The organism is Leifsonia sp. PARNA 1/14 (assembly GCF_055720965.1).
On record NZ_JBVQSP010000001.1, the window covers coordinates 611,561 to 625,309 of the forward strand.

Consider the following 13,749-nt stretch of genomic DNA (forward strand, 5'->3'; position numbering starts at 1 on the left):
AAACCCCACCAGGAGGCGTTGTGAGCGGACTCGGCACCGAGCAGGCCGGCACCGAGCAGGCCGGCACCGATCAGGCCGGAACCGACCAGCCTCGGGCGGAGCAGCGCGGCCCCGCCGACGAGGCCGCGGTCGCGGAACTGCGCTACCCGGGTGGAGTCGCCGAGTTCCCGATCCTGCCGAGCACGCAGGGCGCGTCGAGCATCGACCTGTCAAGCCTGACCAAGCAGACCGGGCTGACCAGTCTCGACTACGGCTTCGTCAACACCGCCGCGACCCGCTCGGCCATCACGTACATCGATGGTGACGCGGGCATCCTGCGCTACCGCGGCTACCCGATCGAGCAGGTCGCAGAGCACTCGACCTTCCTCGAGGTGGCGTGGCTGCTCATCCACGGAGAGCTGCCCACGCCCGCCGAGCTCGCCGACTTCGACGAGCGCATCCGCCGTCACACCCTCCTGCACGAAGACCTGCGCCGCTTCTTCGACGCCCTGCCGCACGACGCGCACCCGATGTCGGTGCTCTCGAGCGCCGTCTCGGCCCTGTCGACCTTCTACCAGGACTCGCTCAGCGTGCACGACCCGGAGCAGGTCGAGCTCTCGACGGTCCGCCTCCTCGCCAAGCTCCCCGTGATCGCGGCGTACGCGCACAAGAAGAGCATCGGCCAGGCGTTCCTCTACCCGGACAATTCGCTGAGCTTCGTGGACAACTTCCTGCGCCTCAACTTCGGCACGATGGCAGAGCCGTACGAGGTGAACCCGGTGCTCTCGCGTGCGCTCGAGCGCCTGCTCATCCTGCACGAGGACCACGAGCAGAACGCCTCCACCTCGACAGTGCGGCTCGTCGGCTCCACCCAGGCGAACCTCTTCGCCTCGGTCTCCGCCGGCATCAACGCGCTGTACGGGCCGCTGCACGGCGGCGCGAACGAGGCCGTGCTGCAGATGCTCGCGGGCATCCGCGACTCGGGCGAGAGCGTTCAGAAATTCGTCGAGCGCGTCAAGAACAAGGAGTCCGGCGTCAAGCTGATGGGCTTCGGGCATCGCGTCTACAAGAACTTCGACCCGCGCGCCAAGCTGGTCAAGCAGTCGGCCGACGAGGTGCTCGCCGCGCTCGGCGTGCACGACCCGCTGCTCGACATCGCCAAGGAGCTCGAGGAGGTCGCGCTCGCCGACCAGTACTTCGTCGACCGCCGCCTCTACCCGAACGTGGACTTCTACACCGGCGTGATCTACAAGGCGATGGGCTTCCCGACGCGCATGTTCACCGTGCTGTTCGCGATCGGCCGCCTCCCGGGCTGGATCGCCCACTGGCGCGAGATGACGCAGGACCCGAGCACCAAGATCGGTCGCCCGCAGCAGCTGTACGTCGGCGACGCCGAGCGCAGCTGGCCCGCCGGCCGCTGACTCCTGCCCGCCGACTTCTACCCGAGGGGCACGTCGTTGTCGCTTTCGCGCGCCGAAAGCGACAACAACGTGCCCCTCGGCGTCTCAGGGAGACGTGTCAGGGGGTCAGGGTCAGGGTCTGATCGGCGGCGGCTCTCACCGCTTTCGGTGAGAACGGCCAGGGCCGCGTCTTCCCCGTCGCCCACAGCGGCGCCTGATCGGCGTAGTGCGGATCGAAGGCGTGCCCGGAGGCTCCCGTCAGGTTGATCCAGGTGCTGTGGTCGAAGTCGGCGAGATCGACGACCATCCGCATCGATGGCGCCCGGTCGACCTGGTAGCCGACGGAGGCGTCCCAGCCGGTGGCGTCCACGATGCTCGCCCCTCCGCCGACCGGGTACGGCCCGCGGTTGAACAGCCACTCGATCGGCGCGACGCCCGACGACCCGAACGACGCGTTGGTCAGCTCCAGGGTGTGGAGGCTGTCCCACCTCCAGTTCTTCGCATCCCCGCCGAGGCGGCTCTGCGCTTCCTTCCAGGCCTGGTCGGCGGCGTAGGCGAACATCTCGTCGCGGTCGGACGTGCCGAGCTTGCTGTCGGCCCACCACGCCGAATCGGGCTGCTTCGCCAGAGCGTCGACGACCGCGAACCAGCGATCGCCTCCCGTGGGCGGGGCGGTGGCCGGCAGTTTGCGTGCGAACGCGTCGGCGAGGAGGTTCTTCCAGAACACCGCGAAGTAGGCGGCCGCCGCGCTGTCGGCGTCGTCGTGGTAGTCCCAGCCCCGCAGCAGCGCCGCCCCGCGCGCGGCCCCGGAGGTCGGATCCGCGTTCGCGCCGACCGCACGCAGGATCGGGACCAGCGCCGCCGCGTTCGCGTCGTAGGTGTCCGCCTGGATGACCGACATGTCCTTCGAGTTCAGCTTCGTGCCCGCGTCGAGCAGCTTCCTCAGCCGCACCTCGATCTGGTTGGCCCGGAAGCCGTGATCCCAATCCTTCGTGATCATCGCGGGGAAGTCGGGTCCGACCGCGGCGTTGTTCGCGGTCACGATGTAACCGCTGGGAGGGTTGAGCACGTTCGGCAGCTCGTCGTAGGGGATGGTGCCGACCCAGCCGTACTGGCTGGTCCAGCCCGGCACCGGCACGGTGCCGTCGCCGCTCGCCCGCACCGGGATCAGCCCGGGCGCCTGGTAGCCGATGTTGCCGTCCACGTCGGCGTAGAGCAGATTCTGCGACGGCACCTGGAACGAGGCCGCGGCCGCGCGGAAGCTCGCCCAGTCGTGCGCGGTGTCGAAAGCGAAGATGGCGTTCGCGGTCGGCCCCGGTGTGAGCGCCGTCCACTCCAGCGACAGCTGGAACTGCTGCGCGGGCACGCCGAACTTGCCCGCCTGGTCTTTGGCTATCGCGCCATAGCCGTCGCTGAGGTCGGTGACGATGGGCCCGTGGCGCGTCGAGCGCACGGTGACGCGCACGTTCGGGCCTCCCGCCACCGTGATCGTCTCGTGCCGGATGGTCAGCGGCACCTGTTTGCCGTCGTACTCGTAGGTATCGCCGGTGACCTTCTCGACGTAGAGGTCGGCCACGTCGGGGCCGAGGTTCGTGAATCCCCAGGCGATCCGGGAGTTGTGGCCGATGATGATGCCGGGGAGGCCGGAGAAGCTGAAGCCGGCGACGTCGAACGGGCACTTCGGGCCGACCGTCGCGCAGTGCAGGCCGACCTGGTACCAGACCGACGGCATCACCGCCCCGAGGTGCGGATCGTTGGCGAGGAGCGGCTTGCCCGTCGCCGTGTGCGCGCCCGAGACGACCCAGGAGTTGGAGCCGATGTCGTCGCCCGCGGGCCCCATCAGCCGGGGGAGCGCGTCCAGGCTCGACGCCACCTGTTGCAGGCGGTCGCGGTAGGCGTCGGCCGGCACCGCGGCGGCCAGGGTGGCCTCCGCGTCGTCGTCGGCGGCCGCCGACGCCGCGGAGGAAGACCCGGCCGGCGCGGCGACCGGCGTCACCGTGTCGGGCGAGCCTCCGCCGAGCGCCGTGATGGTCGGGTGCTGGTCGTACGCGTACCCGGGATGCAGTTCGGCGACCTGCTCGGGCTTCAGCTTCGTGGCCAGCAGCGCCCGGTCGATCTCGTCCTCGAGGTTGGAGCGGAGGTCCCAGGCCATCGCCTTCAGCCACGCGACCGAGTCGGCCGGCGTCCACTTCTCAGGGTGGTATCCGGGGTTCTGGATGCCGAGGACGGCGTATTCGAGCGAGAGCTCGGCTCCCGAGTGGGCGGCGAGGTACGCGTTCACGCCGTCGGCGTAGTCCTGGTAGTACCGCAGCGAGGTCGGGTCGAGCAGCTTGACCTCCTGCTCGGCGACCTGCCGCCAGCCGAGTGTGCGGATGAAGGTGTCGGTGGGCACCTGGCTCGCGCCGAACAGCTCGGACAGCCGCCCCGCGGTGACGTGACGACGGAAGTCCATCTCCCAGAACCGGTCCTGCGCGTGCACGTAGCCCTGGGCGCGGAAGAGGTCGTCGGCCGTGTGCGCGGTGATCTGCGGAACGCCGGCGAAGTCGCGCACGACCGTGACGGTGGCGGTGAGTCCCGGCACCTTCAGCGTGCCGGAGGTCTGGGGGAACGAGCGCATGACCGTCCAGACGCCGAGGCCTCCCGCAAGCACGGCGAGCACGAGCACCACGGCGAGGGTGACGCCCAGCGTCCGCAGCACGCGATGATGCAGCCTCAGCCGGGGAGTGTCGTCGCCCACCAAAGCTCCTCACGTCGAGTCCGTCGCGCTTCCTCGGACTCTAACCCAAGCGGATGACGCAGCCGAGAGGGCGTTGCCGGTCTCGTGTCAGCGCGACGTGAGCGCGGCCCAGGCCATCCGCTCCAGCACCGGGCGCACGGAGGCGTCGGTGGTGTGCGACGCTCCGATGCGCGCGGAGTGCGGCGTGGAGTTGATGAGCCCGAAGGTGGCCTGCACCCTGACCCTCAGCTCGTCGGCTTCGAGGGACGGGTGGAGGTCGCCGAGCACGCGCATCCAGAGTTCGATGTAGCGGCGCTGCAGGGTGCGCACGGCGCGGCGGTCCTCGGCGGCGAGGGCGTCGAGGTCGCGGTCCTGCACGCGGATCGTGTCGGCCTCGGTGAGCGCGAAGTCGACGTGGAAAGCGATCAGACCACGGAGGGCGCCCGCCGCGTCGGGGGACTGAAGCTCGACCGCGGCGCCGCCGTCGAGGAGGTTCTCGCTGACGCCGACGAGGAGGGCCGCGAGCACGGCCTGCTTGGAGGCGAAGTGCCGGTAGACGGCGGGGCCGCTGACGCCGGCCGCCGAGCCCAGGTCTTCGATCGAGACGCCGTTGAAGCCGCGTTCCGCGAACATCCCGGCCGCGGCGGCCAGCAGTGCGGCGCGTCGATCGGCCTTGGCCTGGCTGCGCTGGGTGGGTCGGGCGAGCGGGTCTGCCGGAACGGTCTCGGTCATGTCGCTCGCTTTCGCACGGTTGCCCCCGCGGGCGGGGCTGGACATTCGGGTTAATGAACACTAACCTAAATTCGAGTTAGTGACCACTAACTCATGTCGACGAAGACGCGGGAGCACCATGACGCTGAGCACGGTATCGAGCGCGGCCCCAGCGGCGGAGGCCGCCGCCCCGGGCTCCGGACGAGACGACGCCGGCCAGCGCGCCCTGGTGGCCGACCTCCACGAGCGCCTGCGCGTGGCCGCGGCCGGCGGCCCGGAGCGCGCACGGGAGCGCCACGTCGCCCGCGGCAAGCTGCTGCCGCGCGACCGCATCGACACCCTGCTCGACGAGGGCAGCCCGTTCCTCGAGATCGCCCCGCTCGCCGCGACCGGGATGTACGACGACGAGAGCCCCGCCGCCGGCGTGATCGCCGGGATCGGCCTGGTCGAGGGCCGTCACGTGATGATCGTGTGCAACGACGCCACGGTGAAGGGCGGCACCTACTACCCGATGACCGTGAAGAAGCACCTGCGCGCGCAGGAGATCGCGCTCGAGAACCGGCTCCCGTGCATCTACCTCGTCGACTCCGGAGGCGCCTTCCTGCCGATGCAGGACGAGGTGTTCCCGGACCGCGACCACTTCGGCCGCATCTTCTACAACCAGTCCCGGCTGTCGGCCGCGAAGATCCCTCAGATCGCGGCTGTGCTGGGCTCGTGCACCGCTGGAGGCGCGTACGTCCCCGCAATGAGCGACGAGACGGTGATCGTCCGCAACCAGGGCACGATCTTCCTCGGCGGGCCGCCGCTGGTGAAAGCGGCGATCGGGGAGGTCGTCACCGCGGAGGAGCTCGGCGGGGGAGATCTGCACGCGCGGACCTCCGGAGTGGTGGACCACCTGGCCGAGGACGACGAGCACGCGCTCGCCATCGTTCGCGAGATCGTCGCCACGCTGCCTCAGCCGGCGGCTCCGGCCTGGGAGGTGCTCCCGACGCGTGCGCCGCTGGGCGACGCCGACGAGCTGTACGACGTCGTGCCCGTCGACGTGCAGGCGCCGTACGACGTGCACGAGGTGATCGAGCGCTTGGTGGACGGCGGAGAGTTCAGCGAGTTCAAGCCCGAATACGGCACAACGCTGGTCACCGGTTTCGCGCACATCCACGGGCATCCCGTCGGCATCGTCGCCAACAACGGAGTGCTGTTCAGCGAGTCCGCCCTGAAGGGCGCGCACTTCATCGAGCTGTGCGACCAGCGCGGCATCCCCCTGGTGTTCCTGCAGAACATCTCCGGATTCATGGTGGGCCGCGACTACGAGGCGGGCGGCATCGCCAAGAACGGCGCGAAGATGGTCACCGCCGTCGCCACCACCCGGGTGCCGAAGCTCACGGTCGTGATCGGCGGCTCGTTCGGCGCGGGGAACTACTCGATGTGCGGTCGCGCCTACTCGCCGCGCTTCCTCTGGATGTGGCCGGCCTCCCGGATCTCGGTGATGGGCGGCGCGCAGGCCGCGAGCGTGCTCGCGACGGTCAAGCGCGACCAGCTCGAGGGCCGGGGCGAGGAGTGGAGCGCGGAGGACGAAGCCGCCTTCAAGGCGCCGATCGCCGCGCAGTACGAAGACCAGGGCAACCCGTATTACTCCACGGCCCGGCTGTGGGATGACGGCGTCATCGACCCGGCCGAGACCCGCACGGTGCTCGGCCTCGCACTGGACGTGTGCTCGCGGGCACCGCTCCCCGACACGGCCTTCGGCCTCTTCCGGATGTGATGGCGATGACCGACACCACCCGCAGCAGCGTTCCGTTCCCGGCTGTCCTGGTCGCCAACCGCGGCGAGATCGCCTGCCGCGTCATCCGCACCCTGAACCGCCTCGGCATCCGCTCGATCGCGGTCTTCAGCGACGCCGACCGCGACGCCCCGCACGTGCGTCTCGCCGACTCGGCGGTCAGGATCGGTCCGGCGCCCGCCCGCGACAGCTACCTGTCGGTCGACGCCATCGTCGACGCCGCCCGGCGCGCGGGAGCCGCGGCGGTGCATCCGGGCTACGGGTTCCTGTCCGAGAACGCGGCGCTCGCCGAGGCGTGCGAAGCGGCGGGGATCGTGTTCGTCGGCCCCGGCGTGCACGCCCTGGAGGTCATGGGCGACAAGATCTCGGCCAAGAACGAGGTCGCGCGGTCCGGCGTGCCGACCATCCCCGGCGTCGCCGAGCCCGGCCTCACCGACGACGAACTGATCGCCGCCGCCGAGCGCGTGGGTTATCCCGTGCTGGTGAAGCCGTCCGCGGGCGGCGGGGGCAAGGGCATGCAGGCGGTCCGCGAGGCCGCCGAGCTTCCGGAGGCCCTGCGCGCCGCGCGCCGCGTCGCCGCGTCGGCGTTCGGCGACGACACGCTCTTCCTCGAGCGTCTCGTCTCCTCGCCCCGGCACATCGAGGTGCAGGTGATCGCCGACCGCCACGGCGCCGTCGTGCACCTGGGGGAGCGCGAGTGCTCGCTGCAGCGCCGCCACCAGAAGGTGGTGGAGGAGGCTCCCTCGCCGCTGCTCGACGCCGAGACCCGGGCCCGGATCGGCGAGGCCGCCTGCCGGGTCGCCGCAGGCGTCGGCTACGTCGGCGCCGGGACCGTCGAGTTCCTGGTCTCGGCGGAACGCCCCGGCGAGTTCTTCTTCATGGAGATGAACACCCGGCTTCAGGTCGAGCACCCCGTCACCGAGCTGGTGACCGGGGTCGACCTCGTCGAGTGGCAGCTGCGCGTCGCGGCGGGCGAACCGCTCGGCTTCGTGCAGGAGGACGTGCGCCTCACCGGGCACGCGGTCGAGGCCCGGGTCTACGCCGAGAACCCCGAGCGGGAGTTCCTGCCCGGCGACGGTACCGTGCTCGCGCTGCATGAGCCGGTGGGCGAGGGCATCCGCGTCGACAGCGGGCTCGCCGCCGGCACGCGCGTGGTCACCGACTACGACCCCATGCTCGCCAAGGTGATCGCATGGGCGCCCGACCGCGCCGGCGCCCTGGCCCGGCTCGACCGGGCGCTCGCCGACACCGCCGTGCTCGGCGTCGTGAACAACATCGCCTGGCTGCGCGACCTCCTAGCCGACGCAGACGTGCGGGACGGGTCGATGGACACCACCCTCATCGACCGGCGGTTCTCCGCGCTGGAGCCGGCGCCGGCCTCCACCGCCGAACTCGTGACTGCCGCGCTGCTGGCCCACCGCGACCGGGAGGCCGAGGCGCCGTCCGGGGTCGGCGCCCTGTGGGGCGCGCCGAGCGGCTGGCGGCTCGGGGAGCCGCGGGCGGTGCGCCACGATGTGGACCGCGCGATCGTGGAGGTGCTCGGCGACCGGGTCACCGTGCACGGCGCCGACGGAGAGCGGTCCGAGCACGTCGCCCGGATCTCGGTGCGGCCCGGTGCGGCCGGTGAGCCGGAGCGCGTCGCCCTGGATCTCGACGGCGTCGTCATCCGCTTCGATGCCGCCCACGACGGCGCGACGATCTGGCTGGCGACGGCAGGCCGCTCCCGCTCCCTGCGCCTGCGCACCTCGGCGGAGCGGGTGGCCGCCGCGCTCGCCGCTCGGGAACGCGGCGAGGCCGCCGCGCATCCGGAGGTCCGCTCGCCGATGCCCGGCACCGTCGTCGCGGTCCCGGTCGTCTCCGGCGCCGTGGTCGCGCCCGGTGACACCGTGGCCGTCGTGGAGGCCATGAAGATGGAGCACCGGCTCGTCGCCCCGATCGCCGGCACCGTGACGGTGTCGGTCGCGCCGGGCGACCTCGTCAAGCTCGACCAGCTCGTCGCCGTCGTGGACGCCGTCCCGGCCGCGGAAGCCCCCGGATCCGCCGAGCCCGCCGACGCGGCGCCCGGACACGACGTCCCGCCGAACCCGGCGGACACCACCGAGCCGACAGAATCGGCCACCTCGTCCCGCGGCGAACCCGCCGCGGCAGGGATCGTCACCACAACAGACAGGAACCTCCCATGACCATGCAGATGTCCCGTCCCGAGCTCGACGTCGCCGGCTTCGAGCTCACCGACGAGCAGCGCCGCCTCCGCGACGAGGTGCGCGACTTCGCCGACACCGTCGTCGCGCCTGCCGCGTACGAGTACGACACCAAGCGCAGCCTCCCGTACGGCATCATCGCCGAGATGGGCCGCATGGGCCTGTTCGGTCTGCCGTTCCCCGTCGAGTACGGCGGCCAGGGCAAGGACTACCTCTCGCTCTGCCTCGCGGTGGAGCAGCTCGGCCGCGTCGACCAGTCGATCGGTGTGACACTGGAGGCCGGCGTCGGGCTCGGCGCGATGCCGATCTACCGCAGCGGCGATGAGGAGCAGAAGCAGCAGTGGCTGCCGATGCTGGCCCGCGGCGAGGCGCTCGCCGGGTTCGGCCTGACGGAGGCCGACGCCGGCTCCGACGCCTCCGGCACGAAGACCACGGCGGTGCTTCGCGACGGCGAGTGGGTCATCAACGGCACCAAGCAGTTCATCACCAACTCCGGCTCGGAGATCACCAGGCTCGTGACGATCACGGCGGTGACCGGCGAGGACCGCCGGGCCGACGGCACGATCAAGAAGGAGCTCTCGGCGATCATCGTGCCCAGCGGTACGCCCGGCTTCGTCGCCGAGCCCGTCTACGACAAGGTCGGCTGGCACACCTCCGACACCCACCCGCTCACGCTGACCGACGTGCGGGTCCCGGAGGCCAACCTCCTGGGCGAGCGGGGCCGCGGCTACGCTAACTTCCTCACGACGCTGGACGAGGGCCGGGTGGCGTTCGCCGCGCTCTGCACCGGCGCCGCCCAGGGCTGCCTCGAGGAGGCGATCCGGTACGCGAAGAGCCGCAACGTCTTCGGCCGTCCGATCGGCTCCAACCAGCACATCGCGTTCAAGATCTCGCGCATGCAGGCGCGGGTGCACGCTGCCCGGCTGGCCTACTACGACGCGGCGTTCAAGCTGATGGCCGGAGCGCCGTTCAAGATGGAGGCCTCCATCGCCAAGCTGATCGGCAGCGAGGCCGCCATGGACAACGCGCGCGACGCGACCCAGATCTTCGGCGGCTACGGCTTCCTCAACGAGAGCCCGGTCGCCCGGCACTACCGCGACTCGAAGATCCTCGAGATCGGCGAGGGCACGAGCGAGGTGCAGCTCATGATCATCTCCCGGTCCCTCGGCTTCGAGGCCTGATCGCGATAGCTTTCGCATATTCGACGGTGAGGGGAGACACGGCGTGATCGACAAGACGGTGGCGAGCGCGGCGGAGGCGGTGGCCGACATCCCGAGCGGCAGCAGTCTCGCGGTGGGCGGCTTCGGGCTGTGCGGCATCCCGAGCGCGCTCATCCAGGCGCTGCTGGAGGCCGGCACGACCGACCTCGAGGTGGTCAGCAATAACTGCGGAGTCGACGACTGGGGCCTCGGCCTGCTGCTCGCCGAGCGAAGGATCCGCAAGATGATCAGTTCGTACGTGGGAGAGAACAAGGAGTTCGCCCGGCAGTTCCTCTCCGGCGAGCTGGAGGTCGAGCTCACCCCGCAGGGCACGCTCGCCGAGAAGCTCCGCGCGGGCGGGGCGGGCATCCCGGCGTTCTACACGCCGGCCGGGGTCGGCACGCAGATCGCGCTGGGCGGCCTCCCGCGCAGGTACGACGCCGACGGTTCCGTCGCCGTCGCGAGCGAGCCGAAGGAGGTGCGCGAGTTCGACGACGCCTCCTACGTGCTGGAGCGCTCGCTGCGCCCCGACTTCGCCCTGGTGCACGCCGCCAAGGGCGACCGGCACGGCAACCTGGTGTTCCACGCCGCCGCCATGAACTTCAACCCGCTCGCCGCGATGGCGGGCGGTATCACGATCGCCGAGGTGGAGGAGCTGGTCGAGCCCGGCGAGCTCGCGCCGGGCGAGGTGCACCTGCCTGGGATCTTCGTGCAGCGCGTCGTGCACGCGCCCGACGTCGAGAAGCGGATCGAGCGGCGCACGGTGTCCGAGCCGGCGACGGCGGCCTCCGACAGCGTAGGGAGCGACCGATGAGTCTCACACGCACCGAGCTCGCGGCGCGCGTCGCGCGCGAGCTGCAGAACGGTCAGTACGTCAACCTCGGCATCGGGATGCCGACGCTGATCCCGAACTACATCCCGGAGGACGTCGAGGTCATCCTGCACTCCGAGAACGGCGTGCTGGGCGTCGGCCCCTACCCGACCGACGCCGACGTCGATCCCGATCTGATCAACGCGGGCAAGGAGACCGTGACCGTGAAACGCGGCGCCGCCTACTTCGACTCGTCGCTGTCGTTCGGGATGGTCCGCGGCGGCCACGTGGACGTCGCGGTCCTCGGCGCGATGGAGGTCTCGGCCTCCGGCGACCTCGCCAACTGGATGATCCCCGGGAAGATCGTCAAGGGGATGGGCGGCGCGATGGACCTCGTCTTCGGCGCCAAACGGCTCATCGTGATGATGGAGCACGTCGACCGGGAGGGCCGCCCCAAGATCCTGGCCGAGTGCACGCTGCCGCTCACCGGCACGGGCTGCGTCGACCGGATCATCACCGACCTCGCCGTCATCGACGTGACCCCGGACGGGCTCGTCCTGCGCGAGACCGCGCCGGGGGTCACGGTCGAGGAGGTCGTGGCGGCGACGGGTGCGCCGCTGACCGTGGAACTGCAGGAGGCGGTGCAGTGAAGGAGATCGAGCAGCGCGGACTCTACTACGAGGAGTTCGAGTTGGAGACGCGGTACCTCCACCGGCCTGGCCGCACGGTGACCGAGGCCGACAACGTCCTCTTCACCACGCTCACGATGAACACGCAGGCCCTGCACCTCGACGCGGCGTGGTCGGCGCGGCAGCCGTTCGGCGAGCGGCTGATGAACTCGATGTGGACGCTGGCGACCATCGTGGGCGCCTCCGTCGCGCAGCTGACGCAGGGCACGATCGTCGCGAATCTCGGGTTCTCGGAGGTCGCGTTCCCGCATCCGCTGTATCACGGCGACACGCTCTACTCGGAGACCGCGGTGACCGCCAAGCGGCTGTCGGCCTCCCGGCCGGGCCAAGGCATCGTCACGCTCGAGCACACCGGGCGCAACCAGGACGGCGTGGTCGTCGCGACCGCGACCCGTCAGGTGATGGTGTGGTGCAAGGACGCCCACCTCGGGACGGCCGACGTATGACGGCGCCGGCCGTGTTCCCGTGGGGTCCGGCGCTGCTGTTCTGTCCCGCCGATCGACCCGACCGGTACGTCAAGGCGCTGGAGCGCTCCGATGCCGTGATCCTCGACCTCGAGGACGCCGTCGACCCCACCCGCCGCGGAGTCGCACGGGAGGCGATCGCCGCCTCCGACCTCGATCCGGCCCGGGTGATCGTCCGGGTCAATCCGTCGGGGACGGCCGACCAGTCGGCCGACCTCGCCGCGCTGGCGCTCACGCCCTACAGCGCGGTGATGCTGCCGAAGGCCGAACGGCTCTCCGACCTCGCCGCGTTCGACGGGCTGGACGTGATCGCGCTCTGCGAGACCGCCGCCGGCGTGCGCGCGGCGGGCGAGCTCGCCGCCGCCGACGGGGTCGTCGCACTGATGTGGGGAGCGGAGGACCTGGTCGCGTCGCTCGGCGGCTCCTCCAGCCGGCACGTCGACGGACGCTATCGCGATGTCGCGCTGCACGCGCGCTCGGAGGTGCTGCTCGCGGCCGGCGCCGCCGGACGCTCGGCGATCGACACCGTGCACCTCGACATCGCCGATCTGGCCGGTCTCGCCGCCGAGGCGGAGGACGCCGTGGCCGTCGGTTTCGCCGCCACAGCGTGCATCCACCCGTCGCAGGTGGAGACCGTGCGGCGCACATATCTGCCGAGCGAGGAACAGGTGCGGGAGGCGGTGGAGCTGCTGGCGGCGGCCGAAGCGGCGGGCGGGGGAGTGTTCCGGCATCGGGGCCGGATGGTGGACGGACCGGTCGTCGCGCACGCCCGCGCGCTCCTCCGGCGGTCCTCCGACACACCGTGATGAAACTGTGATGAACGATTATGGCGCCGTTCACCGGTTTGGTCGTGCGGTGTCGGAGGCATGCCGTACTCTGCCCTTAACGTTCCAGAGCAGAGCACGCTCGAATCGATTCGAGGCCACGCGTCGAGTTCCCGTGTGATACACCGCTCGAACGACTGGAAGGGGGAAGAGATGCCGCAGCTTCTTCCCCTGCGCCTCCTCGAGACCGTCGGTCTCCGCGCCCCGTCGGCTGCCCGCTCCACGGGCGACGACCCGGCAGCGGCGGCGCCCACTCCGTCGGTGACCGCCTCCCCGGCGACCGTTGCTCCGGCGACCGTCGCCCCGGTGACCGCCGCTCCGCGCGACACGGCGTCGTTCGTCGAGCCCTCGACCGACACGGGCGGCCCACTCGACATCGACACCCGCCTCGAGCGCACCGCTCCGCTGTCGATCATCGCACCGCGTCGCATCGGCGAGAGTGACCTGGCGGTCTACCCGCTGTCGCTCGGCGCCAGCGTGTTCGGCTGGACGGCCGACGGCGACACCTCCCTCGCGATCCTCGACCGCTTCGCCGCGCTCGGCGGCAACTTCATCGACACCGCAGACAGCTATGTCGGCGGTCGCAGCGAGGTCCTGATCGGCAAGTGGATGCGCGAGCGCGGCAACCGCGACGATCTCGTCGTGGCGACCAAGGTGGGTCGCCACCACGAGAACCCCGGTCTCGGCTCCGTCAGCGTCGTGCGCGCCGTCGAGGCATCACTCGAGCGCCTGCAGACCGACCGTATCGACCTGCTCTACTTCCACGACGACGACCCCGGGGTCCCGATGGAGGACAGCCTGGCGACCGCCGAGTGGCTCATCGAGTCGGGCAAGGTCCGCTATCTGGCGGCCTCCAACTTCAGCGCCGACCGGCTCATCGAGGCGCGCATCATGGCCTCGGCCGGGCTGCCCAAGTTCGTGGCGATCCAGACCCAGTACAACCTGATGCACCGGGCCGAGTTCGAGAGCGCGCTT

The 13,749-nt window shown here is 70.9% G+C and carries 11 protein-coding genes; 9 read left to right on the forward strand and 2 right to left on the reverse strand.

Annotated features, from left to right (window positions below):
- Positions 1–137: 137 nt before the first annotated feature.
- Entirely contained in the window at positions 138–1,400 is a 1,263-nt protein-coding gene (locus AC0HS0_RS03095; RefSeq protein WP_472962107.1) for a citrate synthase, read from the forward strand.
- Between the two features lie 97 nt (positions 1,401–1,497).
- On the opposite strand, the gene AC0HS0_RS03100 is transcribed toward AC0HS0_RS03095, so the two are convergent.
- Together AC0HS0_RS03100 and AC0HS0_RS03105 are read right to left on the reverse strand one after the other, a co-directional pair.
- Complete coding sequence (locus AC0HS0_RS03100) at positions 1,498–4,116, reverse strand: penicillin acylase family protein (RefSeq protein WP_472961580.1); 2,619 nt, start codon at positions 4,114–4,116, stop codon at positions 1,498–1,500.
- An 87-nt stretch (positions 4,117–4,203) separates the two neighbouring features.
- On the reverse strand, positions 4,204–4,827 hold the full coding sequence (locus tag AC0HS0_RS03105; RefSeq protein ID WP_472961581.1) for an SACE_7040 family transcriptional regulator: 624 nt from the start codon (positions 4,825–4,827) through the stop codon (positions 4,204–4,206).
- A gap of 118 nt (positions 4,828–4,945) precedes the next feature.
- On the opposite strand from AC0HS0_RS03105, the gene AC0HS0_RS03110 reads away from it, so the two are divergent.
- From AC0HS0_RS03110 to AC0HS0_RS03145, 8 genes are all read left to right on the forward strand, one after another.
- A complete protein-coding gene (locus AC0HS0_RS03110; protein WP_472961582.1) occupies positions 4,946–6,568 on the forward strand; it encodes a carboxyl transferase domain-containing protein in 1,623 nt (540 codons plus the stop codon).
- A 5-nt stretch (positions 6,569–6,573) separates the two neighbouring features.
- On the forward strand, positions 6,574–8,769 hold the full coding sequence (locus AC0HS0_RS03115) for an acetyl/propionyl/methylcrotonyl-CoA carboxylase subunit alpha (RefSeq protein ID WP_472961583.1): 2,196 nt from the start codon (positions 6,574–6,576) through the stop codon (positions 8,767–8,769).
- Positions 8,766–9,968, forward strand: coding sequence for an acyl-CoA dehydrogenase family protein (locus AC0HS0_RS03120; RefSeq protein WP_472961585.1), 1,203 nt, complete (start codon positions 8,766–8,768; stop codon positions 9,966–9,968). Before AC0HS0_RS03115 ends, AC0HS0_RS03120 begins: the two co-directional genes overlap by 4 nt.
- Before the next feature lie 43 nt (positions 9,969–10,011).
- Positions 10,012–10,800 carry a CoA transferase subunit A gene (locus tag AC0HS0_RS03125; RefSeq protein ID WP_472961586.1) on the forward strand — a complete coding sequence of 263 codons (789 nt, stop codon included), beginning with the start codon at positions 10,012–10,014 and terminating at the stop codon, positions 10,798–10,800.
- Positions 10,797–11,447, forward strand: a complete 651-nt coding sequence (locus AC0HS0_RS03130; protein WP_472961589.1) for a CoA transferase subunit B — start codon at positions 10,797–10,799, stop codon at positions 11,445–11,447. Before AC0HS0_RS03125 ends, AC0HS0_RS03130 begins: the two co-directional genes overlap by 4 nt.
- Positions 11,444–11,932 carry a MaoC family dehydratase gene (locus tag AC0HS0_RS03135; RefSeq protein ID WP_472961590.1) on the forward strand — a complete coding sequence of 163 codons (489 nt, stop codon included), beginning with the start codon at positions 11,444–11,446 and terminating at the stop codon, positions 11,930–11,932. The genes AC0HS0_RS03130 and AC0HS0_RS03135 overlap by 4 nt, the downstream gene beginning before the upstream one ends.
- On the forward strand, positions 11,929–12,756 hold the full coding sequence (locus AC0HS0_RS03140) for an HpcH/HpaI aldolase/citrate lyase family protein (RefSeq protein ID WP_472961592.1): 828 nt from the start codon (positions 11,929–11,931) through the stop codon (positions 12,754–12,756). Before AC0HS0_RS03135 ends, AC0HS0_RS03140 begins: the two co-directional genes overlap by 4 nt.
- 171 nt (positions 12,757–12,927) lie before the next feature.
- On the forward strand, positions 12,928–13,749 hold an 822-nt coding region (locus AC0HS0_RS03145), incomplete at its 3' end, for an aldo/keto reductase (protein ID WP_472961593.1).

Excerpts from the sequence above, each read along its gene's own strand:
- AC0HS0_RS03105 (WP_472961581.1), bottom strand. The coding sequence starts at position 4,827 with ATGACCGAGACCGTTCCGGCAGACCCGCTCGCCCGACCCACCCAGCGC.
- AC0HS0_RS03110 (WP_472961582.1), top strand. The coding sequence starts at position 4,946 with ATGACGCTGAGCACGGTATCGAGCGCGGCCCCAGCGGCGGAGGCCGCC.
- AC0HS0_RS03115 (WP_472961583.1), top strand. The coding sequence starts at position 6,574 with ATGACCGACACCACCCGCAGCAGCGTTCCGTTCCCGGCTGTCCTGGTC.
- AC0HS0_RS03120 (WP_472961585.1), top strand. The coding sequence starts at position 8,766 with ATGACCATGCAGATGTCCCGTCCCGAGCTCGACGTCGCCGGCTTCGAG.
- AC0HS0_RS03130 (WP_472961589.1), top strand. The coding sequence starts at position 10,797 with ATGAGTCTCACACGCACCGAGCTCGCGGCGCGCGTCGCGCGCGAGCTG.
- AC0HS0_RS03140 (WP_472961592.1), top strand. The coding sequence starts at position 11,929 with ATGACGGCGCCGGCCGTGTTCCCGTGGGGTCCGGCGCTGCTGTTCTGT.